The sequence below is a fragment of the Micromonospora sp. NPDC048170 genome, assembly GCF_040652795.1.
GTDB lineage: Bacteria > Actinomycetota > Actinomycetes > Mycobacteriales > Micromonosporaceae > Micromonospora.
The window spans coordinates 32,568-55,736 of sequence record NZ_JBEZMR010000022.1 but is presented as its reverse complement, the minus strand read 5'-3'; the positions used below and the strand labels follow the sequence as shown (position 1 = coordinate 55,736).

Annotated in this window: 19 protein-coding genes; 5 read left to right on the top strand and 14 right to left on the bottom strand. The window is 73.1% G+C overall.

All coding sequences use genetic code 11. From position 1 onward, the window contains the following. Nucleotides 1-6: 6 nt before the first annotated feature. A complete protein-coding gene (locus tag AB0D32_RS23570) occupies nt 7-1,356 on the top strand; it encodes a hypothetical protein (RefSeq protein WP_357093954.1) in 1,350 nt (449 codons plus the stop codon). A 188-nt stretch (nt 1,357-1,544) separates the two neighbouring features. Here the strand turns inward: AB0D32_RS23570 and AB0D32_RS23565 are convergent, their stop codons facing one another. Both AB0D32_RS23565 and AB0D32_RS23560 read right to left on the bottom strand, forming a co-directional pair. Continuing rightward, nucleotides 1,545-3,560, bottom strand: a complete 2,016-nt coding sequence (locus AB0D32_RS23565) for a PucR family transcriptional regulator ligand-binding domain-containing protein (RefSeq protein WP_357093951.1) — start codon at nt 3,558-3,560, stop codon at nt 1,545-1,547. A 356-nt stretch (nt 3,561-3,916) separates the two neighbouring features. Next, entirely contained in the window at nt 3,917-4,339 is a 423-nt protein-coding gene (locus AB0D32_RS23560; protein WP_357093949.1) for a MarR family transcriptional regulator, read from the bottom strand. A gap of 86 nt (nt 4,340-4,425) precedes the next feature. Here AB0D32_RS23560 and AB0D32_RS23555 point away from each other — a divergent pair, with 86 nt between their 5' ends. Next, nucleotides 4,426-5,424 carry an NADP-dependent oxidoreductase gene (locus AB0D32_RS23555; RefSeq protein WP_357093946.1) on the top strand — a complete coding sequence of 333 codons (999 nt, stop codon included), beginning with the start codon at nt 4,426-4,428 and terminating at the stop codon, nt 5,422-5,424. 122 nt (nt 5,425-5,546) lie between these two features. Here AB0D32_RS23555 and argG read toward each other — a convergent pair whose 3' ends face one another. Together argG and AB0D32_RS23545 are read right to left on the bottom strand one after the other, a co-directional pair. Beyond that, a complete protein-coding gene (gene argG, locus AB0D32_RS23550) occupies nt 5,547-6,998 on the bottom strand; it encodes an argininosuccinate synthase (protein WP_357093943.1) in 1,452 nt (483 codons plus the stop codon). A gap of 60 nt (nt 6,999-7,058) precedes the next feature. After that, on the bottom strand, nt 7,059-7,928 hold the full coding sequence (locus tag AB0D32_RS23545; RefSeq protein ID WP_357094165.1) for an RNA methyltransferase: 870 nt from the start codon (nt 7,926-7,928) through the stop codon (nt 7,059-7,061). Between the two features lie 109 nt (nt 7,929-8,037). Between AB0D32_RS23545 and AB0D32_RS23540 the strand changes: the two genes are divergently transcribed. Then, nucleotides 8,038-9,885 carry a thiamine pyrophosphate-requiring protein gene (locus AB0D32_RS23540; RefSeq protein WP_357094162.1) on the top strand — a complete coding sequence of 616 codons (1,848 nt, stop codon included), beginning with the start codon at nt 8,038-8,040 and terminating at the stop codon, nt 9,883-9,885. A 59-nt stretch (nt 9,886-9,944) separates the two neighbouring features. Here the strand turns inward: AB0D32_RS23540 and AB0D32_RS23535 are convergent, their stop codons facing one another. From AB0D32_RS23535 to AB0D32_RS23515, 5 genes are all read right to left on the bottom strand, one after another. Next, complete coding sequence (locus tag AB0D32_RS23535; protein ID WP_357093941.1) at nt 9,945-10,508, bottom strand: dihydrofolate reductase family protein; 564 nt, start codon at nt 10,506-10,508, stop codon at nt 9,945-9,947. A 582-nt stretch (nt 10,509-11,090) separates the two neighbouring features. Next, entirely contained in the window at nt 11,091-13,298 is a 2,208-nt protein-coding gene (locus tag AB0D32_RS23530) for a transglycosylase domain-containing protein (RefSeq protein WP_357093938.1), read from the bottom strand. A gap of 158 nt (nt 13,299-13,456) precedes the next feature. Next, complete coding sequence (locus AB0D32_RS23525; protein WP_357093935.1) at nt 13,457-14,257, bottom strand: hypothetical protein; 801 nt, start codon at nt 14,255-14,257, stop codon at nt 13,457-13,459. A 151-nt stretch (nt 14,258-14,408) separates the two neighbouring features. Then, on the bottom strand, nt 14,409-15,515 hold the full coding sequence (locus tag AB0D32_RS23520; protein ID WP_357093932.1) for an SPFH domain-containing protein: 1,107 nt from the start codon (nt 15,513-15,515) through the stop codon (nt 14,409-14,411). 4 nt (nt 15,516-15,519) lie between these two features. Next, complete coding sequence (locus AB0D32_RS23515; RefSeq protein ID WP_357093929.1) at nt 15,520-15,993, bottom strand: NfeD family protein; 474 nt, start codon at nt 15,991-15,993, stop codon at nt 15,520-15,522. Between the two features lie 112 nt (nt 15,994-16,105). Here AB0D32_RS23515 and AB0D32_RS23510 point away from each other — a divergent pair, with 112 nt between their 5' ends. Next, nucleotides 16,106-17,422, top strand: a complete 1,317-nt coding sequence (locus tag AB0D32_RS23510) for a serine hydrolase domain-containing protein (RefSeq protein ID WP_357093926.1) — start codon at nt 16,106-16,108, stop codon at nt 17,420-17,422. A 5-nt stretch (nt 17,423-17,427) separates the two neighbouring features. Here the strand turns inward: AB0D32_RS23510 and AB0D32_RS23505 are convergent, their stop codons facing one another. Then, nucleotides 17,428-18,240: a DUF3097 domain-containing protein gene (locus AB0D32_RS23505; RefSeq protein WP_357093924.1), complete on the bottom strand. Its 813-nt coding sequence runs from the start codon at nt 18,238-18,240 to the stop codon at nt 17,428-17,430. A gap of 171 nt (nt 18,241-18,411) precedes the next feature. On the opposite strand from AB0D32_RS23505, the gene AB0D32_RS23500 reads away from it, so the two are divergent. After that, nucleotides 18,412-19,206, top strand: coding sequence for a hypothetical protein (locus tag AB0D32_RS23500; RefSeq protein WP_357093922.1), 795 nt, complete (start codon nt 18,412-18,414; stop codon nt 19,204-19,206). 75 nt (nt 19,207-19,281) lie between these two features. On the opposite strand, the gene AB0D32_RS23495 is transcribed toward AB0D32_RS23500, so the two are convergent. The 4 genes from AB0D32_RS23495 to AB0D32_RS23480 form a co-directional block, all read right to left on the bottom strand. After that, complete coding sequence (locus AB0D32_RS23495; RefSeq protein WP_357093919.1) at nt 19,282-20,169, bottom strand: HAD-IIA family hydrolase; 888 nt, start codon at nt 20,167-20,169, stop codon at nt 19,282-19,284. Further along, nucleotides 20,112-21,149 (bottom strand): ferrochelatase, encoded by a 1,038-nt coding sequence (locus AB0D32_RS23490; protein WP_357093916.1) that lies wholly within the window; start codon nt 21,147-21,149, stop codon nt 20,112-20,114. Before AB0D32_RS23490 ends, AB0D32_RS23495 begins: the two co-directional genes overlap by 58 nt. Nucleotides 21,150-21,254: 105 nt before the next feature. After that, nucleotides 21,255-22,022, bottom strand: a complete 768-nt coding sequence (fabI, locus tag AB0D32_RS23485) for an enoyl-ACP reductase FabI (RefSeq protein ID WP_357093914.1) — start codon at nt 22,020-22,022, stop codon at nt 21,255-21,257. Nucleotides 22,023-22,076: 54 nt separating this feature from the next. Next, nucleotides 22,077-22,781 (bottom strand): beta-ketoacyl-ACP reductase, encoded by a 705-nt coding sequence (locus tag AB0D32_RS23480; RefSeq protein WP_357093911.1) that lies wholly within the window; start codon nt 22,779-22,781, stop codon nt 22,077-22,079. Nucleotides 22,782-23,169 lie beyond the last annotated feature (388 nt).

Genomic DNA, 23,169 nt, shown 5'->3' with positions numbered 1-23,169 from the left:
TGGCGTGTGCCCAATGAGCAGCTGCGGCGGATGGACGCCTTCACCTTCCCGTCCTACTCGATCGACCTCTCCACCGGGGAGGTGTTGTTCGACTACGCCCTCACCGGTCCCGATGGCGAGCAGCGGTTCACCGAGGTGGTCACCCTTCCGCTGCCGGACGCGCCGCCGTCGGACGAGACCGTGGCGACCCTCGGCCGGGTGCTGGAGCTGCTGCACGTGGTCGCCGGGGTCAGCTACTACAAGGCCGCCGCGCCGCCCCGCCTCGTGCTGCCGGCGCCGCTGGGCGCGGCCGCCGCCGAGCTGGTCACCGCCGTCTACACGAAGGGCCTCGCGGAGTACGCGTACCGCAACCAACTGCCGCACGTGCTCGAACTGCGCCCGGAGGTGCCGCCGGGCGAGGTCTCCCCACCCCGGCGGTACGACGACTCCGACCGGCGTCCGCTCTCGGCCGTGGGCGGCGGCAAGGACTCCATCGTCAGCCTCGAGGCGCTGCGTCGGGCGGGCTTCGACCCGGTGCCGTTCTCGGTCAACCCCAACCACGTGATCGTCTCGGTGAACGAGGCGTCCGGGCTCACCCCGCTCGCCGCCAGGCGGCGCATCGACCCGGTGCTGTTCGAGCTGAACGCCGCCGGGGCGCTCAACGGCCACATCCCGGTCACCGCGATCAACTCGCTGATCGCGGTCGCCACGGCGGTGCTGCACGGCCTTGGCCCGGTGGTGATGTCCAACGAGCGGTCGGCGTCGGACCCGAACCTCGTCTGGAACGGCCACGAGATCAACCACCAGTGGTCCAAGGGCGTGCAGGCCGAAGGGCTGCTGCGGGCGGCGCTGGCCGAGCACGCCGGGCTCACCGAGCCGTACTTCTCGCTGCTGCGCTCGCTGTCGGAGCTGCACATCGCCCGCCTGTTCGCCGCGATCGACCGCTACGACGACGTGGTGACGAGCTGCAACGCCGCGTTCAAGCTGCGCGACGCCAGCGAACGCTGGTGCCGCAACTGCCCGAAGTGCCGCTTCGTCTTCCTGGCCATGGCGCCGTTCATGCCCCGCGAGCGGGTGGTGGGCATCTTCGGCGGCGACCTGCTGGCCGACGAGACGCAGATCCCCGGCTACCGGGAACTGCTGGGCGTGGACGGGCACAAGCCGTTCGAGTGCGTCGGCGAGGTCGAGGAGTCGGTGGTGGCGCTCAGCCTGCTCGCCGAGCAGGAGCAGTGGCGCGACGCCCCGGTCGTCCGCGCGCTCGTCGACGCCGTACCGGAAACGGCCTGGTCGACCGCCGCCAGCTCCGATGTCTTCACCCCGGGCGGCCCGAACCACATCCCCCCGCCCTACACCAAGTCCCTACCCACCCTCCCCTAACCACCCCCACCCGCCCCTCCCCCGCTCTCCCCCTCCCCCCGCCCCTCCCTGTTGATCAAGAAGTTTTCGTCACGACACGCCCGGTGGCGTCGCGCAAACCTCTTGGTCAACAGGGCAGGACGCCCGCGGGCGGGCGGACAGGTGACCGGGTGGGTAGGTGGGTGTGGGCTGGGCGGGTGGTGGGTGCGTCAGGGGGTGCGGATGGCGTCGAGGGCGAGGAGTGCGACGTGGAGGGAGAGGCAGGCCTCCACCGAGTCGAGGTCCACGTCCAGGACGCGGCGGATCCGGGCCAGCCGCTCGTAGAACGCCGGGCGGGACAGGTGCGCCGCGCCGGCCGCCGCTGACTTGTTCCGGCCCTGTTCCAGATACGCCCGCAGGGTGCCGAGCAGCTGTTCCCGGGGATGCTGCGCGTCGTAGGTCAGCAGCGCCCCGAGTTCCCGCTCGACGAAGGTCTGCAACCGGGGCTCGTCGCGTAGCAGGTGCAGCAGCCCCGCCAGGCCGACGTGCGGCAGCCGGAAGACCGGCAGGTCCCGTCGGTCCCGCCGGGCGGCGTCGGCGATCTGCCGGGCCTCGATCAGCGACCGGCGTGCCTCCCGCAGGCCGGGCACGCCCGACCCGGCCGCGATCAGCAGTCCCCCGCCCGCCGGCCGGGCCACCTCGTTCGCTCGCCCGTTGGACCGGGCCGGACCGTCCTCACGGACAGGGGCGCCCGGGCGGGCCTGGCCGTCCGGGCGCACGGAGCCGTCGGAGCGGGCCTGGCCGTCTGAGCGAGCGGAGCCGTCGGAGCGAGCGGAGCCGTCGGAGCGAGCATGGCCGTCGGAGCGAGCATGGCCATCCAGGCGAGCGAGGCCGTCCGAGCGGACGGAGCCGTCCGGTCGGGCATGACCGGCCGGGCGGGTGGAGGTGTCCGGGCGGGTGCGGCGCAGGGCGGTGGCGAACGCGGCCAGCGCCCGTTCCTCGGCCGCCGGCTCCGGCAGGGCGAGCAGCACGCCTACGGCATGGTCGTCGACGGCGCTGGACAGGCCGGTCAGCTTCGCCTCGCGCAACGCGTGCCCGACCGCCTCGGCGAGATCACGCAGCCGCGCCGGGCCGGCCGCCGAACCGCCCGCGCCCGGGTCGGCCGGGTGCGGCGTCTCCGTGGCCGGGCCGCCCTCGCCCGCCGGGTCGTCGGCGCGGTGCCGGACGACCACCCCGACCAGGTGCCGCCGTTCCAGCACCACGCCGAGCGCCCGGGCCCGCAGGGCGACCTCGTCCACGGGCAGGGAGTGGTCGAGCAGGGCGGTGAGCAGCGTACGGTGGATCTGCCGCTCCAGGCCCTCGGCGTCGCGCCGGATCAGCCGGCCCAGGGCCAGCGTCGAGGCGGCCCGCTCGACCAGGATGGTCAGCCGGGTGGGCGGGGCCACGGGTGGCGTGACGGTCCCGACGGGCACACCGCCCTCCTCGGACGGGTCGAGCACGCGCCGGCCGGCCGCCAGGTCGCCCCCGCCCGGCCAGCGCAGCAGCAGCCGGCCCCAGTCCTGTCCCCGGGCGCCCACCGTGGTCACCAGCCAGCCGTTGTCGCCGTCGTACGCGGTCCGCCCCGCCGGCCGGATCCGCCGGGAGTGCTGCTCCCAGCAGTCCAGCAGCAGCTCGGCGCTCTCCCCCGCCGGGTCGTACGCGAGCACCTGCCGGGAGAGGTTCTCCAGCACCACCGGGCAGCCGGAGAGCTCGGCCGCCTGCCGGACCACCTCGCCGGGGCCGGCGCCCTCCACCGACAGTTCGGTGAAGCGCTGGTGGATCTCCTCCGTCGCCCGCAGCTCGGTCAGTTGGGCGTCGACGATCAGCGCGTGCACCGCCTCGGTGATCCGGACGAACGGGGTGGCCCGCCGCAGCTCGACCAGGGGCAGCCTGCGCCGTTCGGCGGCGGCGGCCATCACCCTGGGCACCCCGCTGACGTACCGGCGGCCCAGCTCGACGACCAGGCCGGAGACCCCCACGTCCGCCAGGTCGCCGATGAACGCGCGCAGGCCGGCGTCGTCGGCGGGCAGCCCGATGCCGGTGGTGAGGACGAGCTCACCGCCGCCGAGCAGGGGGGCGATGTCGGGCACCTCGCTCACGTGCACCCAGCGAACCGGACGGTCGAGCCCCACGTCCCCGGCCACCAGACGCGGAGCGCCGTGGCGGACCGGGTCCAGCGCGAGGACCTCACGGACGGTAGGGAACACGGGCGACACGCTACCGTCCGTGACATCAATTCCGCACGGACAGCCGCTCAGTTTCGGCCCGCGCCGCCCGGTATCGGCCCACGCTGCTCGGTCCCAACCCGCGCTGCTCAGTTTCGGGCCCGACGGGTGGGTCGGGTACCTGGAACACCAGCTCGGCAGGGCCGTGGTCGACGACGAGGACCCTCGACCTCGCCAAGCGCGCCTGACGACGCGGCCCAGGGGCTTTCCCGCCGAGCGCGCCGGAGAGCGTGTTCGGGAAGTCGTCGATCGGGTCCGGTGAAGGTTCGGCTGACTTGCTACGGCCCGCCCGCGTGAAGCGTTGTCTCCAGCGTGACGGGGTGCGGCCGGGGTGCGGGTCAGCCCAGCGCCTTGCGTAGCAGCGCCGTCAACTGGTCCTGCTCGTCGGGTGAGAGTCGTCCGACCGCCGTGCGGGCGAAGGTGAAGGCCTCGGCGAACCGTTGGTTGACCTCGTCTCCCCGGGGGGTTCTCCCGACGAGTCGGGCGCGACGGTCCCGGGGATCCGGCTCGCGGGCCACGAGGCCGAGCGCTTCGAGACGCACGACGATCTGGGTGATGTTGGAGGCATCGCAGCCCAGTTCCTCGGCCAGGGCGCCCATGCCCCGTCGCTCGTCGAGCCGCCCGAGCACACATGCCTGCGCCGGGCTGAGCGACAGCTCGGCTGCCGCCGCCTCGTAGGCGCGGTCGTACACGTCGACCAGGTCGAACAGGACGGCCTCGGCCTCGGACGAGGCGGTCACGGGTCCGTTCGGCAGCGCCATGTTCCCAGCCTAGACGAGTTACTTGATTCACTCAAATACCCGTGGTCCAATGATCCTTGATGCACTCAAGCAAACGAGGGGGGCCGATGGCGAGCAGAGTCGAGCGCACAACGGGCGGCGCGATCGTGGTGCCGCAGATGAACGCGGTCGTCCTTGACCGGTTCGGCGGAGTCGACGAACTCTCGTCGCGCCGGATACCGCTCCCGCAGGTCGGCGACGACGACGTCCTCATCCGGGTGGAGTTCGCCGGGGTCGGGTCCTGGGACGCGGGCGAGCGGGAGGGGGAATACGACGGCGTTTTCGGTGTCGCGTCGACCTTCCCCTATGTCCTCGGCTGGGACGCGGCGGGCACGGTGGCCGCGGTCGGCCGCAACGTCACGCGGTTCGACGTGGGAGAGCGGGTCTATGCCGCGACGATGCCGGTGCCGCGTGGTGGCTCCTACGCCGAGTACGCCGTCGTCGAGGCGGAGTTCGTGGCTCGCGTGCCCGACCGGCTGCCGACCGGACAGGCCGGCGCGATGTCCTGGGACGCCCTGACCGCACTGAGCGGTCTCGATCTGCTCGGCCTGCGGCCGGACGAGACGCTCATGGTCTTCGGGGCCAGCGGGGGTATCGGGCACATGGCCGTGCAGCTGGCGCGGCACAGCGGCATCCGGGTGCTGGCCGTGGCCTCCGGTGACGACGGGGTCGCCCTGGCCCGGCGACTGGGCGCCGACGACGCCGTCGACGGTCGCAGAGACGACGTGTTGGCTGCGGCGTTCGAGTTCGCACCGGGCGGGCTCGACGCTGCTCTGGTCACCGTGGGCGGCGAGGTCGCCGAACGATCGCTCCGCGCGATCAGGAAGTCGGGACGGATCGCCTGGCCGAACGGTGTGTTCCCCGCGCCGATGACGTCGCCGGGCGCGACGCTGTCCCACTACGACGGGGATCGGAGCCGCACCGCCACCGATCGGCTGAACGCGATCATCGAGGCGAGCCCCTTCGAGGTCCACATCGCCCGGACCTTCCCGTTGGAGCGGGCCGGGGACGCGCATCGCGCCCTGAACGATCACTACGTCGGGAAGCTGGCCCTCAGGGTCGGGTAGAACGCGAGCGACGCGGCCCGAGGGCCCCTCCCGCCGAGGGGCCCTCGGGCCGCGTGACGCTCACCTGCCGGCGTCGCAGGGCCCTCCCGCCGATGGGCCCCTCGGGGAACGTCCGGCGACGCTCAGTCGACGCCGAACTCCATCGCGGCGCGGTCGAGTGCCTCGTCGTCGGCGGAGGAGACGCCCCGGGAGGCGATGGCTTCCGCGCCGCCCTGCGGCATCGCGCCGATCAGCCCGGTCGAGGCTGCCTGGGCGGCGCCGACCATCCGCTGCGGGGCCGCGCCGCCGACCATGCCGAGGGTGGCGTACTGCTCCAGCTTCGCCCGCGAGTCGGCGATGTCCAGGTTGCGCATGGTGAGCTGGCCGATCCGGTCCGACGGGCCGAACGCCGAGTCCTCGGTACGCTCCATCGACAGCTTGTCGGGGTGGTAGCTGAACGCCGGGCCGGTGGTGTCCAGGATCGAGTAGTCCTCGCCCCGGCGCAGCCGCAACGTCACCTCGCCGGTGACCGCCGTGCCGACCCAGCGCTGCAACGACTCGCGCAGCATCAGCGCCTGCGGGTCCAGCCAGCGCCCCTCGTACATCAGCCGACCGAGGCGGCGGCCCTCGTTGTGGTAGTTCGCCAGGGTGTCCTCGTTGTGGATGGCGTTGACCAGCCGCTCGTACGCGGCGTGCAGCAGCGCCATGCCGGGCGCCTCGTAGATGCCCCGGCTCTTGGCCTCGATGATCCGGTTCTCGATCTGGTCCGACATGCCCATGCCGTGCCGGCCGCCGATGGCGTTGGCCTCCAGCACCAGGTCGACGGGGCTGCCGAACTCCTTACCGTTGATCGTCACCGGCCGGCCCTGGTCGAAGCCGATCGTGACGTCCTCGGTCGGGATCTCCACCGACGGGTCCCAGAACCGGACTCCCATGATCGGGTTGACCGTCTCGATGCCGGTGTCGAGGTGTTCGAGGGTCTTCGCCTCGTGCGTGGCGCCCCAGATGTTGGCGTCGGTGGAGTACGCCTTCTCGGTGCTGTCCCGGTACGGCAGGCCGCGTTCGAGCAGCCACTCCGACATCTCCTTACGTCCGCCCAGTTCGGTGACGAAGTCGGTGTCGAGCCACGGCTTGTAGATGCGCAGCTGCGGGTTGGCCAGCAGGCCGTACCGGTAGAACCGCTCGATGTCGTTGCCCTTGAAGGTCGAGCCGTCGCCCCAGATCTGGACGTCGTCGGAGATCATCGCCCGCACCAGCAGGGTGCCGGTCACGGCCCGGCCCAGCGGGGTGGTGTTGAAGTACGCCCGTCCGCCCGAGCGGATGTGGAAGGCCCCGCAGGTCAGCGCCGCCAGGCCCTCCTCGACCAGGGCGGCGCGGCAGTCGACCAGTCGGGCGACCTCGGCGCCGTAGCTGAGCGCGCGGCCGGGCACCGAGGCGATGTCGGGCTCGTCGTACTGGCCGATGTCGGCGGTGTAGGCGCAGGGAACGGCGCCCCTGTCGCGCATCCACGCGACCGCGACCGAGGTGTCGAGGCCGCCGGAGAAGGCGATGCCGACACGTTGACCGGTGGGCAGGGAGGTGAGAACCTTGGACACAAGGAAGATTATGCACCACGCCGCATGGCCATGCAAACGGGTGGCGCTCGGCGGGACGGGCTACGCGCCGCCGTACGGCGGGTCGTCACGCCCCAGTTCCCAGAACGCCACCGCCGCGGCGGCGGCGACGTTCAACGAGTCCACTCCGCGCCGCATCGGAACGACCACCCGCACGTCGCTGGCGGACTGGGCCGCCGCGGTGAGGCCGGGACCCTCGGCGCCCAGCAGCAGCGCCGCCCGCTCGCGCTGCGCCGGAGACAACCGCTGGATCGGCACGGCGTCCGGAGCCGGCGTCATGGCGAGCACGGTGAAGCCCGCTTCCCGCACCTCGTCGAGGCCCGCGGGCCAGCGCTCGAACTTGGCGTACGGAACCGCGAAGACCTCCCCCATGCTGACCCGGACGCTGCGCCGGTAGAGCGGGTCGGCGCAGGTCGGCGACAGCAGCACCCCGTCGATGCCGAGCGCGGCGGCCCCCCTGAACACTGCGCCAAGATTCGTGTGGTTGTTCACGTCCTCGAGGATCGCCACCCGCCGGGCGGACGCCAGCACCTCGGCGGCAGCCGGCAGCGGCTTGCGCCGGAACGACGCCAGCACGCCCCGGTGCACGTGGAATCCGGTGGCCCGTTGCAGCACGTCCTGGGTGGCGGCGTAGACGGGGGTCTCGCCGGTGTCCAGGTCGGCGAGCTGGTCGACCCGCTTGGCGTCCACGAGGTACGACCGGGCCGGATAGCCGGCCCGCAGCGCCCGGCGTAGCACCAGCTCCCCCTCGGCGATGAACAGGCCGTGCGGCGGCTCCCAGCGGGTGCGCAGCTCGACGTCGGTCAGGGCGCGGTAGTCGGCGATCCGGTCGTCGTCGGGGTCGGTGATCTGGTGGATGGGCACCCGCCGATTCTGCCGGACGCGCCGCGGCGCCCCCCGGACCGCCGGCAGCCGGGACGACTTACGGCGTTTTGTCCGATAAAGAAGGGGAACTGCGGGAACCGACGGGAAGGACAGTCAGGTGAACGCACACCCCACGGGTACGCCGGGGCCGGCCAGGATCGATTACCCGGACGGTCGACGCGTCGACCTGGGCGCACTGCCCCGCGACGCGACCGTCGCGGACCACATCGTGCACCGGCTGGCCGGCTGGGGCGTCCGCCGCTACTTCGGCTATCCCGGCGACGGCATCAACGGCCTGACGTCCGCGCTGCAACGCACCCGGGAACGGGCTCAGTTCGTCCAGGTCCGGCACGAGGAGACCGCCGGCTTCGCCGCCTCGGCACACGTGAAGTACGGCGGCGGGCCACTCGGCTGCGCGCTGGTGACCAGCGGTCCGGGCGCGATCCACCTGCTCAACGGCCTGTACGACGCCAAGCTGGACCACCAGCCGGTGGTCGCCCTGGTCGGCCACACGGCGCTCACCGCAGAGGGCGGCGGCTACTACCAGGAGGTGGACCTGCTCGCCCTCTACAAGGACGTCGCCGCCGCCTTCCTGGCCCAGCTCGACCATCCCAGCCAGGTCCGCCACCTGGTCGACCGGGCGTGCCGCACCGCGCTGGCCCGGCGTACGGTCACCGCGCTGGTGCTGCCGTCCGACATCCAGGACGCGCCGGCCGTGCCGGAACCGCCGCACGCGCACGGCTACTACCAGACCAGCGACGTGCCCAGCAGCGAACCGACCGTGCCGCCCGAGGCGGAGTTGCGCCGGGCCGCCGAGGTGCTGCGTGGCGGCGAGCGGGTGGCCATGCTGGTCGGGCAGGGCGCGCTGGGGGCGGAGAAGGAGGTACGCGAGATCGCCCACCGGCTCGGCGCGGGGGTGGCGACCGCGCTGCTCGGGTTCGCCGCCGTCGACCACCGTGAGCCGTGGGTGACCGGCGCGATCGGGCTGCTCGGCACCCGGCCCAGCTGGCAGCTGATGAACGGGTGCGACCGGCTGCTGATCGTGGGCAGCAACATGCCGTACTCGGAGTTCTATCCGCCCGAGGGGCGGGCCCGGGCGGTGCAGATCGACCGGGACGGCACGCAGTTGGGGCTGCGGTACCCGACCGAGGTGAACCTGACCGGGGACGCGGCTCCCACCCTGCGGGCCCTGCTCCGCGAGCTGGGCCCCGGGCCGGGACCGACCCGGTGGCGGGCGACGCTCGCCGAGGCCACCACCGCCTGGCGCCGGACGCAGCGGGAGCTGGCCGGGCAGGCGGCCGACCCGGTCAACCCGCAGCTGATCTTCTCCACCCTCAGCGACCGGCTGCCCGACGACGTGATGATCTCGGTCGACTGCGGCACCACGACCGCCTGGTACGCCCGGCACGTCCAGGTCCGCCCGGGCATGCTGGCCAGCCTCTCCGGCACGCTGCTCTCGATGGGCGGGGCGATGCCGTACGCGCTTGCCGCCAAGTTCGCCCACCCGGACCGACCGCTGGTGGCCCTGATCGGCGACGGCGCGATGCAGATGAACGGGATCAACGAGCTGATCACGGTGGCCAAGTACTGGCGGAGCTGGTCCGACCCCCGGTTCGTGGTGCTCGTGCTCAACAACCGGGACCTGGCCTTCGTCAGCTGGGAGCAGCGCTCCAGCGAGGGAACGCCGATGTTCCCGGACAGCCAGCAACTGCCCGACATCGGCTACCACCGGTGGGCGGAGGTGCTGGGCCTGCACGGTGAACTGGTCGACGCGCCGGAGCAGGTGCCGGACGTCTGGGAGCGGGCGCTGAGCGCGGACCGGCCCGTGGTCGTCAACGCGCTGGTCGACCCGGCCGAGCTGATGCTGCCGCCGCACTTCACCGCCGAGCAGGCCCGCAACACCGCGGCGGCGGTGCTGCGCGGCGACACCGACTGGGCGGGCATCATCCGGCGGGGTCTGCCCGCGACGGTCGCCACGCTACGGTCGGGGCGCGGCCGGCGCTGACGGGCGCGGGCCCCGCGCGTCGCTCGGGCGCCCGCCCCGACGGCACCGTCCCACCGGCGTCAGTCGGCCCGGCGGTAACTCAGCAGCACCGTACGGCCGTCGAAGGTCCGCGACTCGACCAGACGCAGGTTGATCCGCTCCGTAACAGAGAAGACCGGCTTGCCGCCGCCGAGCACCACCGGGTGCACGAAGATCTGGTATTCGTCGATCAGTCCGAGTGCGGTGAGCGCGGCGGCGGCCCCGGCACCGCCGAGGAGCAGCAGATCGCCGCCCGGCTGTTCCTTCAGCGCGGTGACCTCCTTGCCGAGGTCGACACCCCCGACCACCTGCGCGCCGTGCTCGGCCCGGGTGAGCGTGCGTGAGACGACCACCTTCGGCGTACGTCGCCAGATCGGCACGAAGGCAAGGTCGTGCGGGTGGTCGGAGATCGACTCGGCCTGCGGCCAGTACCCGGCCATGAGTTCCCAGACCCTGCGGCCGTAGAGGAACGCGTCGACCTGGTCGCACTGCGCCAGCGAGTACGCGGACAACTCGTCGCCCATCTGCGGCCAGTCGAACTCGCCGTTCGGCCCCTCGATGAACCCGTCGAGCGACTGGTGCACCCCGTAGACGATCCTCCGCATGGCGCTGCTCCTCCTGGCCTCGGACGCCCCTCTGGGCGTTCTCGTCAGATGGTCGGAGCGGCGGCGCCGAATCCGACAGCCTCGGGACACACCTTTCCAGATTTCTTTCCGTAGCTGCTACAGGCCTGGGCGGTGCCGCTCCGCCGGCCCACAAGCGACGCACGACCGAGATCACACCCTGTCGACGTGTCCCCCACAGATGTACCGCTCACGTCCTGTCGAGCTGCCCCACAGATGGGGCGGACCGCAGAGACGGCGAGTCTCCCGGCGGTCTCCCGGCCGGGCTGTGCGCGGGTGATCGCCCGGGTGGCCTGGATGCTGTCCGTGCCGGGCATCCGCAGGTCGATCAGTACCCGCTGCTGGGCCGGTCCAATGGGTGGGGCAGCTCGACAGGGCGGTCCGGGTCCCATGGGTGGGGCAGCTCGACAGGGCGGTCCTGGTCCCCTATCGACGACGGCGACCACGACGACAGCCGGCGACCACGACCGGTGTACGGACCGCTGGTACGGGCCGCGGAGGTCAGCCAACGGTCAGCCGCGGGAGGGTCGGACGACGACCAGCCGCAGAAGCGCCAGCCGGCGGTCAGCCGCGACGGTCGAGCCAGCGACGCAGGTCGGACTGGCGCTGGTCGTTCGAGGGCCGCCGTTCCTCGGCCGGGCGGCGCTGTTCGACCTGCGGGCGCTCCACCGGGCGGCGCGGATCGCCGACCAGTTCGCGGCTCGGGGCGGCGAAGGCCTTCTCCGGCTCACCGTCGACGGCGGTGCCGATGACCCGGGCGACCGCGTCGATCACCTTCGCCTGCACCGCCGCGCCCACCGAGTCGGTCGGGTCGTCCGGGTTGGCGGCGATGCCGGCGACGGCCACCTGCGGGGTGAAGCCGACGAAGGTCTCGGTGGCGTTCTTCTCCGAGCTACCGGTCTTGCCGGCAACCGGCCGGCCGTCGAGGATCCGGTTCACCGAGGTGGCCGTGCCACCGTTGCACTGCGTACGCGTGGACTGCTGGCCGACCGGGCAGCGGGCGGCGTCGGTGGCGGCCCGGGCCACGTCGGCGTCGAGCACCCGCCGGCAGGACGGGTCGCCGACCGGCACCCCCTGGCCGTCCGGGGCGGTCACCGAGACCACCGGCAGCGGCGCGCAGTACGTCCCCTCGGCGGCCACGGTGGCGTACGCGTTGGCCAGGTCGAGCGGGGTGGTGGCGGTCACGCCCAGGGTGAACGAGCCCCAGTTGGCGGCGTCGTTCTCGGCGAAACTCGCGTCGGCGTCGGCCCGGAAGGTGATGCCGAGGCGCTTCGCCATCTCGACCACCTTCTCCTGCCCGACCTGCTCGGCCAGCCAGACGAAGTAGGTGTTCACGGAGCGGCCGAAGCCGTCCCACATCATCCGGTAGCCGTCCATCCACTCCGGGTTGGCGTTGGCCGGGCACCACCGGCCGTCGCAGCTGCCCTCGCCCTCGGCGGCGTACCGGGTGGGCAGCCGGCTGGGCGCGTCGAAGCCGGTGGACAGCGGCTTGCCGGCCTCCAGCGCGGCGAGCATGGTGAACAGCTTGAACGTCGAGCCGGCCTGGTAGCCGGCCACGCTGTCGCCGCCGGAGATCAGCGGGTTGACGGTGTTGGGGTGGTTGGCCTGCCCGTCCGGGTTGGCGTCGAGGCTGTAGTGCCGGTTGACCGCCATCGCCAGCACCCGGCCGGTGCCCGGCTCGACGGCGGCGATCGGCAGGGCGCGCTTGTTGTCGTAGGAGTAGACGCTGGTGGCCTGCTTCTGGGCGGTGGCCTGGATCCGCGGGTCCAGCGAAGTCACCACGGTGTAGCCGCCGCGGCGCAGCGCCTGCTCCCGATCCTCGACGGAGGCGCCGAACTCGGGCTGCGCCAGCCACCACTGCCGCAGGTAGTCGCAGAAGAAGCCCCAGTCGTCGTGCCCGGCGGCGACGGCGGTGCAGCCGTTGGGTTGGGCGGTGGGGCGCAGCGTCAGCTTCTCGGCCCTGGTCCGCGTGGCCTCCTCGGCGCTGATCGCGCCGGTGGAGACCATCGAGTCGAGCACGTAGCCGCGGCGCTCCAGCGCGGCGTCCGCGTCGCCGTCGATGGGGCTGTACGCCTCCGGCGACTGCACCAGGCCGGCGAGCAGGGTCGCCTCGCCGAGGGTCAGCTCCGCCGGGGACTTGGCGAAGTAGCGCTGGCTGGCCGCCGCGATGCCGTACGCCCCGGAGCCGAAGTACGCGATGTTCAGGTAGCGGTTGAGGATCTCGTCCTTGCTGAGGCTCTGCTCCAGCGCCATGGCGTACCGGATCTCCTGGATCTTGCGCCCGACGGTCTGCTCGGTGGCCGCGGCGCGCTCCTCGGCGGTGCGGCCGGGGTCGGTCTTGAGCACGTTGCGGACGTACTGCATGGTCAGCGTGGAGCCGCCCTGCTGTCCGCCGGAGACGTTCGACGCCACGGCCCGCAGCAGCCCGCGCAGGTCGGCGCCGCCGTGGTCGTAGAAGCGCCGGTCCTCGGCCGCCACGATCGCCTGCCGCATCACCGGGGCGATCTCGTCGAGCGGCACGTCGGTGCGGTTGACGTCGTAGAACGTGGTGATCAGCGTCCTGCCGTCGTTGGCGTAGAGGTAGGAGCGTTGCGGCGTGGCCGGGGTGCGCAGCGCCTCGGGCAGCGCGGCGAACGTACCGACCGCCGCCTTGGCGGCGAACCCGAGCAGCAGGTTTCCCGGCAGCGCGGCGACGGCCAGGACGAGGCCGGCGAGCACGCCGGCGAGCAGCACGGTGAACAGCCGCGACAGCGGCGGGCGGGGTGGGGCCATGGTCTCCAGGATTGCCACGAATACGGCCAACCGGCCACCCCCGGAGCCCTGCTGTCAGCAACTTCACCGCCCGCTGCCAGCGACTTCCCATCCCACCCGCCCCGCCGGCCCCGGTGGCCCCAGGCGACGCGGGCAGCCGCCTCCGGGCCGCGCGAGGGTCAGGTGGGCAGGGGGCCGTTCGGCTCGGGAGTGGCCGGGGCGGCGGCGGTGGCGAGGCTCGCGCTCGCGGCGTCGCGGGCGATGTCCCGGGGCACCAGGCGGCCGGAACGGTAGCCGATGCCGATGCCGGCGACCAGCACGAAGATCGCGCCGAAGGTCTGCAACGCGCCGACCAGCGCGCCGCCGACCCCCAGCAGCGGGGCGGCGATCATCAGCATGGCGCCGTCGCCGATGCTGAACATCCCGGAGCGGGCCACCGACCAGCCGGTCAGCAGCCAGCCCAGGCTGTAGCAGGTGGCGCCGACGAGCACGAGCGTCCGGGCGCTGGTGCCGAAGACGGGGGTCTGTTCCGCCAGCCCCGCGAAGGGCAGCATGAGCACCGTGCCGGCGATGGACACGAGCAGGCCGGCGACGGCCGCCCGGCGGCTGCGGGCCGCCGCCAGCAGCCCGGTCAGCGCCAGCAGGGCGAGCAGGCCGAGCCACACGGCCGCCACCCAGCCCACCAGGTAGAGGGGCCGGCCGTCGGCCGGGTACGGGTCGTTGCCCACCCCGCCGTCGCTGCCCATCGCCACGACGGCGTAGAGGATGGCGTACGCGGGGAGCAGCCACACCGCGCTCCGGGCGAGCCGACGTAGCGACCAGGCCCAGGTGGCGTTCGTGGCCGGCCCGATCGGCGTCGGCTCGACGAACGGCAGCACGCCGAACCCCCCGCCGGTACGCCGGCTGCCGATCGGCCCGGTGGGATCGTGCGCGCCGGGCACCGGGGCCGAGGACCGCGCCCGCTTCGCCGGATCCTTCATGCGTCACCTCGCTCGTCCGCGAACGGTGCCGGGACGCGCCGGGGCGCCCCGGTGCCTGCTCACCGCCCGTCCTAGGACCGATGGTGGCAGGCGCCGGAGCGCCCCATGAGTCTTTCTCGCATTTCCGGGCGGATCGGCGCCCGGCCCCCGGTCAGCCTCGTTCGCGCTGGTTGGCCGGGTCGTTCAGCAGGCTCGCCGGGGATACCGGCTCCGGCGCCGGCAGCCCCTGCGGCTTGCCGCCGGTGGCCTGCGCCTCCGCGACGCGTACCTCGTCGTGGATCTGCTGCGCGGCGGCTGCCGCGGCCTGCGCCGCCTCGGCCGCCTCGCGCTCCACCGCGCTCGCGCTGTCAGCCGCCTCCGGCGCCGGCTCGTCGCCGACCATCCGGCTCAGCCCGCCGAGCGCGCCGCCCATGCCCTCCAGCGCCTTGGTCAGCTCGGCCGGCACGATCCAGACCTTGTTCGCGGTGCCGTTGGCGATCTGCGGCAGGGCCTGGAGGTACTGGTAGGCGAGCACCTTCTGGCTCGGGTTCGCCTGGTGGATCGCGTCGAACACCGTCCGGATCGCCTTCGCCTGACCCTCGGCCTGGAGGATCCGGGCCTGCCGGTCACCGTCGGCGCGCAGCACCGCGGCCTGCTTCTCGCCCTCGGCGGTGAGGATCTGCGACTGCTTGTGCCCCTCGGCGTTCAGGATCGCCGCCCGGCGGTCCCGCTCGGCGCGCATCTGCTTCTCCATCGAGTCGCGGATGCTCGGCGGCGGCTCGATCGCCTTGATCTCCACCCGGGTGACCTTGATGCCCCACCGGCCGGTGGTCTCGTCCAGCACGCCCGACAGGTGCCGGTTGATCTCCTCACGGCTGGTCAGCGCCCGCTCCAGGTCCAGCGAGCCGATCACGTTACGCAGCGTCGTGACGGTGAGCTGCTCGATGGCCTGGAGGAAGTTCGAGATCTCGTACGTGGCCCGGACCGAGTCGACGACCTTGAAGTAGAGCACCGTGTCGATCGAGACCACCAGGTTGTCCGAGGTGATCACCGGCTGCGGCGGGAAGCTGACCACCTGCTCACGCATGTCGACCTTGGTGCGCACCGCGTCGACGAACGGGACCAGGATGTTGAGCCCCGGGTTGAGGGTGCGCTTGTACCTGCCCAGCCGCTCGACCACGTCCTGGCGCTGCTGCGGCACGATCCGTACCGACTTGGCCAGGGTGATCACCCCAATGAGTGCCACGGCAATCAGCAGGACCGGGATCACAAGTTCCATGTACTCACCTTTTCGCTTCGGGTAGCTCGCCGGAAGGGGAAACGTCGTCCCGCCACACCAGGGCGGTGGCGCCCCGCACCTGGATCACCTGCACCCGTTCGCCGGGAGCGAAGTTCTGGCTCGCGTCGTAGGAACGGGCCTGCCACAGCTCACCGTCGATCTTCACCATCCCCTGCCCGGCGTCGACCCGCTCCAGCACCAGCGCCGTGCTGCCCTCGATCGCCTCCACGCCGAACGGCTGCTCGCCGCTCTCGAGCGCGGAGCGACGGTGTCTGCGCAGCGTCGGGCGGATGCCCAATGTCGTCAGCGCCGACACCGCGGCGAAGACGATCGCCTGCACCTCGACCGGGGCGCCGAGCGCCGCCGCTCCCGCGGCGGCCAGGGCCCCGACCGCGAACATGATCAGAAACAGCGTCGTCGTGAAGATCTCGGCGACCGCCAGAACGACACCCAGCACGATCCACAGCACGGCGTCCACCACACGATCGTGACACGTCAAAGCACGTGGAGCCCAACCGCGAAGATCAGTAAGCTCGGCGACACGCCGTCGGCCCGCCCCGACGAAGCCGGAATCCCACCGAGGAGAGCCCGTGGCCCTGCTGCCCGACACCGCCCGTCAGGTCGATGCCCTCGTCGCCGGGGCGCAGTCCGCCGGCCGTACGCCGTCGCTGCTGGTCGGCGTGGTGCGGGACGGCGCGCTGACGCACCTCGCCACCGCCGGCGAGCACCCGCGCCCCGACGCCGACCTCCAGTACCGCCTCGGGTCGATCAGCAAGACGATGACCGCCACCCTGGTCATGCAGGAGCGTGACGCCGGCCGGCTGGCCCTGGACGACCCGCTGGAGCGGCACCTGCCCGGCACCGGTGTGGGCGCGCTCACCCTGCGGCAGTTGCTGGGCCACGCGAGCGGCCTGCGCCGCGAGCCGGACGGGCAGTGGTGGGAGCGCGCCGAGGGCGCGGACCTGGCCACCCTGCTGGCCGGGGTCAACGCCGAGAAGATCGCCTATCCCCCGCACCGTGCCTACCACTACTCGAACCTGGCGTACGGGCTGCTCGGCGGGGTGCTGGAGCGGATCACGGGCACGCCCTGGGCGGAACTGCTGCGCCAGCGCGTGCTGGAGCCGCTCGGCATGCGCCGCACCACGTACGCGGCCACCGAGCCGTTCGCCCGCGGCTACGTGGTGCACCCCTGGCACGACACGCTGCGGGAGGAGCCCCGTACCGACACCGGGGCGATGGCCCCCGCCGGCCAACTCTGGTCCACCGCCGAGGACCTGGCCCGGTGGGCGGCCTTCCTGGCCGACCCGGCGCCGGAGGTGCTCGCGGCGGGCACGCTCACCGAGATGTGCTTCCCGGTGTCGATCAGCGACCTCGACTCGTGGACCGGCGGGCACGGCCTGGGGCTGGAGCTCTACCGGCAGGGCGAACGGGTGTACGTCGGGCACGGCGGCTCGATGCCCGGCTACGTGGCCGCCCTGGCGGTGCACCGCCCCTCCCGCACCGGCGTGATCGGCTTCGCCAACTCGTACGGCTTCCGCACCGGCGGGCTCGGCGGGCTCGCGCTGCGGATCCTCAACACCGTGCTGGACGCCGAGCCGGCCCTGCCGCGGCCCTGGCTGCCGGCCGCCACTGCTCCGCCCGCCGAGGTCGACGAGTTGGGCGGCCGTTGGTGGTGGATGGGGGCGCCGCTCGACGTGACCTGGGACGCTGCCGCGGGTGAGCTGGTCGGGTACGTGCGCGGCGAGCGGGTGAGCGCGTTCGCCCCGGACGGGCCCGACCGCTGGCGGGGGCGATCCGGCCCGGAGGACGGCGAGATCCTGTCGGTGCTGCGCGACGGGTCGGGGCGGGCGGTGGCGCTCGACATCGCCACCTTCGTCTTCACCCGTACCCCCGACCAGGAGCCCTGACGCGCTCAGGCCGGTTCGGTGACGAAGTCGATCAGGCGTTCCATCGCGTTGATCAGCGGGGTCTCGACGTCGGCGAAGCTGTCGACCCGGGACAGGACGTGCCGCCACATCTCCGCCGGGTCGGCGACCCCGAGCGCGGCGCAGACGCCCTCCTTCCACGGCTGCCCCGGCGGCACCACCGGCCACGCCCGGATGCCCAGCGCGGCGGGCTTCACCGCCTGCCACACGTCGACGTACGGGTGCCCCGTGACCAGCACGTGCGGGGAGGTCACCTTCGCGACGATCCGGCTCTCCTTGGAGCCGGCGACCAGGTGGTCGACGAGCACGCCGAGGCGGCGGCCGGGGCCGGGGGCGAAGTCACGCACCTCGGCGTCGAGCGCGTCGATGCCGTCCAGCGGCTCCACCACCACGCCCTCGATGCGCAGGTCGTCGCCCCAGATCCGCTCGACGAGGGCGGCGTCGTGGATGCCCTCCACCCAGATCCGGCTGGCCTTGGCGACCTGGGCGCGTACGCCGTCGACGGCGATCGAACCGGAGGCGGTGCGCCGGCGGGCGGCCGGCACCGGGGCGCGGGTCGGCCGGCGCAGCGTCACCGGCTGCCCGTCGAGCAGGAACGCCGCCGGCAGCAGCGGGAAGTTGCGCCGACGCCCGTGCCGGTCCTCCAGCACCACCGCGCCGGCCTCGAAGCCGACCACCGCCCCGCAGAAGCCGGAGTCGGCGTCCTCGACCACGAGGTCCGGCTCGGCGTCCACCTCGGGCGTGACCCTCCGCCGCCGCCAGTCCCCCGACAGCACATCGTCCGCATACCGCCGCCCCATGCCGATCAAGCTAACCGCCCGCCCCCGCACCCGCACCCGACACGCCGACGTACCCCACCCGGCCCGCCCCCGGCGGGCGATCCACCCACCACGGTCGCATGATCGACGGAGCGGCGGACGGTCGGAGCGGCAGTCGAGACAGGGGCGGCGGTGACCACGTACCCTTTCGGCATGTCCACCCCCGCAGCGGGCGCGGCCACTCTCACACCGCGCCGGTCCAGCCGGTTCGTTGCCTGGGTGCGCGCGTGGCGCGCCGGGCTGGTTCCCTTCGACGAGGTCGCCGACGCCGTCGCCGGCGCCGAGGAGCACCTGGTCGCCGACGCGCCCGGCACCTGGACCGACGTCCCCCTGCCCCAGGCACTGCCCACCCTCGCCAAGCTCTCGCCCGACGAGATCCGGCTGGTGCTGCCCGCGCCCGGTGACCCGCGCGGGCTGCCCGGGCCGGGCGACTTCGCCGGCGCGGCGCTGGTCGCCGGTGAGGCGGTCGTCGCCGGGGGCCTCGGGCTGATCCCGCACGTACGCACGCACACGTCCGGCTCCGGCGACACCTTCGAGACGGTGCTGTGGCGGGTCTACCCGCTGCCGGCCGACGCCCCGGCCGCCTCCCTCGTGTTGCCCGGCGCGGCCGAGGCCGAGGCGGAGCTGGCGGCGGCCCTGGCCGACACCACCGCCGCGCTGACCAGGCTGGACGTCGCCCAGTGGCGACCCGAGCTGGCCGGCGCGTTGGAGGCGCTGCGCCGACCGGACGGCGCCACCGACCTGCCACCCGGGTTCGACCCACGTGCCCGGCGGCTCTTCGCCCGGGCCGCCGTGCTCGACCGGGTGCTCGCGCTGGCCGGGCACGCCGCGCCGGGCGGCGCGATCAACAACTACGAGGCCCAGCAGCGCGACGCCGCGCTGCGCCCGCTGACCACCGCCTGCCGGCAGGCCCTGGTGGCCGCCTGCAACGCCCCGCTGCGCCCCTGACGCCGTCGCCGCTGACGTCGGTCGTTCGAGGGCCGTGACCTTCGGGGCGACCGCCCGGCGGGTAGAACGACGACGTCAGATCTCGTCGACCAGGTCGGCGACCGAGTTGACTATCCGCGACGGGCGGTACGGGTAGCGCTCCGCCTCGACGCGGCTGCTGATCCCGGTCAGCACCAGGATCGTCTCCAGGCCGGCCTCCAGCCCGCAGAGGATGTCGGTGTCCATCCGGTCGCCGATCATCGCGGTCGTCTCGGAGTGCGCGTTGATCGTGTTCAGCGCCGAACGCATCATCATCGGGTTGGGCTTGCCGACGAAGTACGGCTCGACGCCCGTCGCCTTGGAGATCATCGCGGCGACCGAGCCGGCAGCCGGCAGGGCGCCCTCCACCGACGGGCCGGTCACGTCGGGGTTCGTGCAGATGAACCGGGCCCCGTCGTTGATCAGCCGGACCGCCTTGGTGATCGCCTCGAAGCTGTAGGTGCGGGTCTCCCCCAGCACCACGTAGTCCGGGGCGAAGTCGGTCAGCACGTAGCCGACCGCGTGCAGCGCCGTGGTCAGCCCGGCCTCCCCGATCACGTACGCGGTGCCGCCCGGCCGCTGGTCGGCCAGGAACTGGGCGGTGGCCAGCGCGGACGACCAGATCGCCTGCTCCGGCACGTCGAGGCCCATCCGGCTCAGCCGTGCCTGGAGGTCCCGGGGCGTGTAGATCGAGTTGTTGGTGAGCACCAGGAACGGCTTGCCCGAGGCGCGTAGCCGGGAGACGAACTCCGGGGCGCCGGGCACGGGCTGGCCCTCGTGCACCAGCACGCCGTCCATGTCGGTCAGCCAGCTCTCCACCGGCTTGCGATCCTGCATCGTCACTCGTTCCAGGGGTGTCGGGGTCGCCGGCGGGGCCGGCGCGGCGGTCAGGAGGCGGCGGGGCGGCGGGCCGGGACGCAGCACACCGTGGGGCAGGTGTCCCACATCGGCAGCTCGCCGAGGCGGCGGCGCAGGTCGGCCCCGTCCGGGGAGGTCCGCTCCCGGACCAGTTCGCGGACCATCGCCACGAACCGGGGGTCGGTGCCGGGGGTGGCGGCCCGGGCGAAGTCCAGGCCGAGCTGCCTGGCCGTCTCCCGCGCCTCGGTGTCCAGGTCCCACACCACCTCGAGGTGGTCGGAGACGAACCCGATCGGGCTGACCACCACCGTGGTGGTGCCCGCCTCGGCCAGGGTGCGCAGGTGGTCGTTGACGTCCGGCTCCAGCCACGGCACCTGCGGCGGGCCGGAGCGGCTCTGCCAGACCAGGTCCCAGGGCAGGTCCGGGGCTGCCGCCGCGTGGACGAGCCGGGCGACCTCGGCGAGCTGTGCCTCGTACCGGCCGCCGTGCGGGCCGGCGTTGGCGGCCATCGAGTTCGGGACGGAGTGCGCGGTGAACACCAGCCGGGTGCTGTCCCGTCTCGCCGGGTCGAGCCGCCGCAGCGCCGCCCGCACCGCGTCGGCGTGCGGCTCGACGAAGCCGGGATGGTCCCAGAACTGGCGCAGCTTGTCGATCAGCGGGGCGTCCGGGCCGACCGCCGCGCGGGCTGCGGCGATGTCCTCCTGGTACTGGCGGCAGGAGGAGTAGCCGCCGAGGGCGCTGGTCACGAACGCCAGGGCGTGGGTGACCCCGTCGTCACGCATCTGCGCCACGGTGTCGGCGAGCATCGGGTGCCAGTTCCGGTTGCCCCAGTAGACCGGCAGGTCCACGCCGTTGGCGGCGAAGTCCTCCCGGATGGCCGCGAGCAACTCCCGGCACTGCTGGTTGATCGGGGAGACGCCGCCGAAGTGCTGGTAGTGCTCGACGACCTCCGCCAGCCGCTCCGGCGGCACGCCACGCCCCCGGGTCACGTTCTGCAGGAACGGCATCACGTCCTCGGGCCGCTCCGGCCCGCCGAAGGACACCAGGACCACCGCGTCGTACGCCATGACCCCATTCTTCCCGGTCGGCCCGTCCCGCCGGGCGAGGCCCCCTGGCTCCAGGTGTAAGGAAGGGCCTCTTGCTGACGCATAGCGTCAGCAAGAGGCCCTTTCTCAGGCGCCGATGGCGTGGTAGCCGCCGTCGACGTGCACGATCTCGCCGGTGGTGGCGGGGAACCAGTCGGAGAGCAGCGCCAGGCAGGCCCGGGCGGCCGGCTCCTGGTCGGTGAGGCTCCAGCCCAGCGGGGCGCGATCGGCCCAGGCCTCCTCGAACTGCTCGAAGCCGGGAATCGACTTGGCGGCGATGGTGCGCAGCGGCCCGGCGGCGACCAGGTTGCTGCGGATGCCCTGCTTGCCGAGGTGCAGCGCCAGGTAACGGGAGGCGGACTCCAGCCCGGCCTTGGCCACGCCCATCCAGTCGTAGACGGGCCACGCCTTGGTCGCGTCGAAGGTCAGGCCGACCACCGCGCCGCCGGCGGACATCAGCGGCAGCGCCGCCATCGCGAGGGACTTGTAGGAGTACGTGGAGACGTGCAGCGCGGTCGCCACGTCCTCCCAGGGGGCGTCGAGGAAGCCGCCGCCGAGGCAGCTCTGCGGGGCGAAGCCGATCGAGTGCACCACCCCGTCCAGGCCGTCGACGTGCTCGCGTACGCGGTCGGCGAGCCCGGCGAGGTGGTCGGCGTCGGTCACGTCCAGCTCGATCACCGGGGCGGGCTCGGGCAGCCGCCGGGCGATCCGTTCCACCAGGGAGAGTCGGCCGTAGCCGGTGAGCACGACCTGCGCCCCGTTCTCCTGGGCGAGCTTCGCCACCGAGAAGGCGATCGAGGCGTCGGTGATGACGCCGGTGACCAGCAGCCGCTTACCGGCGAGCAGTCCGGACATGCAGGGATTCCTCCGTAGTTCTCAGTGACCGCTTGTCAGTGACCTGTCGAGTTGTCAGTGACCCATGCCGAGGCCGCCGTCGACCGGGATGACGGCGCCGGAGACATAGCCGGTGGTGTCCCCCGCCAGCCAGGTGACCGCGGCGGCGATCTCGTCCGGCTGGGCGAACCTGCCGGCGGGGATGACCTTGCGGTACTCGGCCTTGCGGTCCTCGGGCAGGCCGGCGGTCATGTCGGTCTCGACGTAGCCGGGCGCGACCACGTTGGCCGTGATGTTGCGGCTGCCCAACTCCCGGGTGATCGAGCGGGCCACGCCCACCAGGCCTGCCTTGCTCGCCGCGTAGTTGACCTGGCCGGGGCCGCCGTAGAGGCCGACCACCGAGGAGATGAAGATCATGCGGCCCCACTTCGCGCGCAGCATCTTCCCCGAGGCGCGCTTGGCGCAGCGGAACGCGCCGGTCAGGTTGGTGTCCAGCACGCTGGTGAACTGTTCCTCGGTCATCCGCAGCAGCAGCGTGTCGTCGGTGATCCCGGCGTTGGCGACGAGCACCTCCACCGGACCCAGCTCGGCCTCGACCGCGGTGAAGGCCGCGTCGACCGACGCGGAGTCGGTCACGTCGCAGCGGACCCCGAACAGCCCCTCGGGGGGCTCACCGCTGCGGTGGGTCACCGCCACCCGGTCGCCCTGCTTGGCGAAGGCCTGCGCGATGGCCAGGCCGATCCCCCGGTTGCCGCCGGTCACCAGGACGGTACGGGCCACGGTTCCCCCTCTGTTTCGATGATCCCCCGGTCGGTCGGAGCCTAGGCGTTACCGGCAGGTAAGCGCTAACGCCGGGCACGTCCGGGGCCGGTCGGGCGTCGCCGGCCGCCGGCCGTCCACCGGCACCGGCCCGTCCGCCGGGCGAGGTCCTTCCGGCCACTCGGCCGAGTGCGGGAGCGGAGATCTACGGGTGTACGATGATCCGCGTTTGCGGGCCGTGCCGGTCCGCGTTCCGGGCCCCGCCGACCGCAGGAGGTGATCGCTGTGCGAGATAGCGATCCTCCGAGTCGTGGCCGGGCCGATCGTCAGCCCCGCTGAGCCACGACTCAGCAGGTGAGCTGACCCAGCTCCGCTCCCCGCACCGCCCCGGACACCGGCCCCGCGCCGG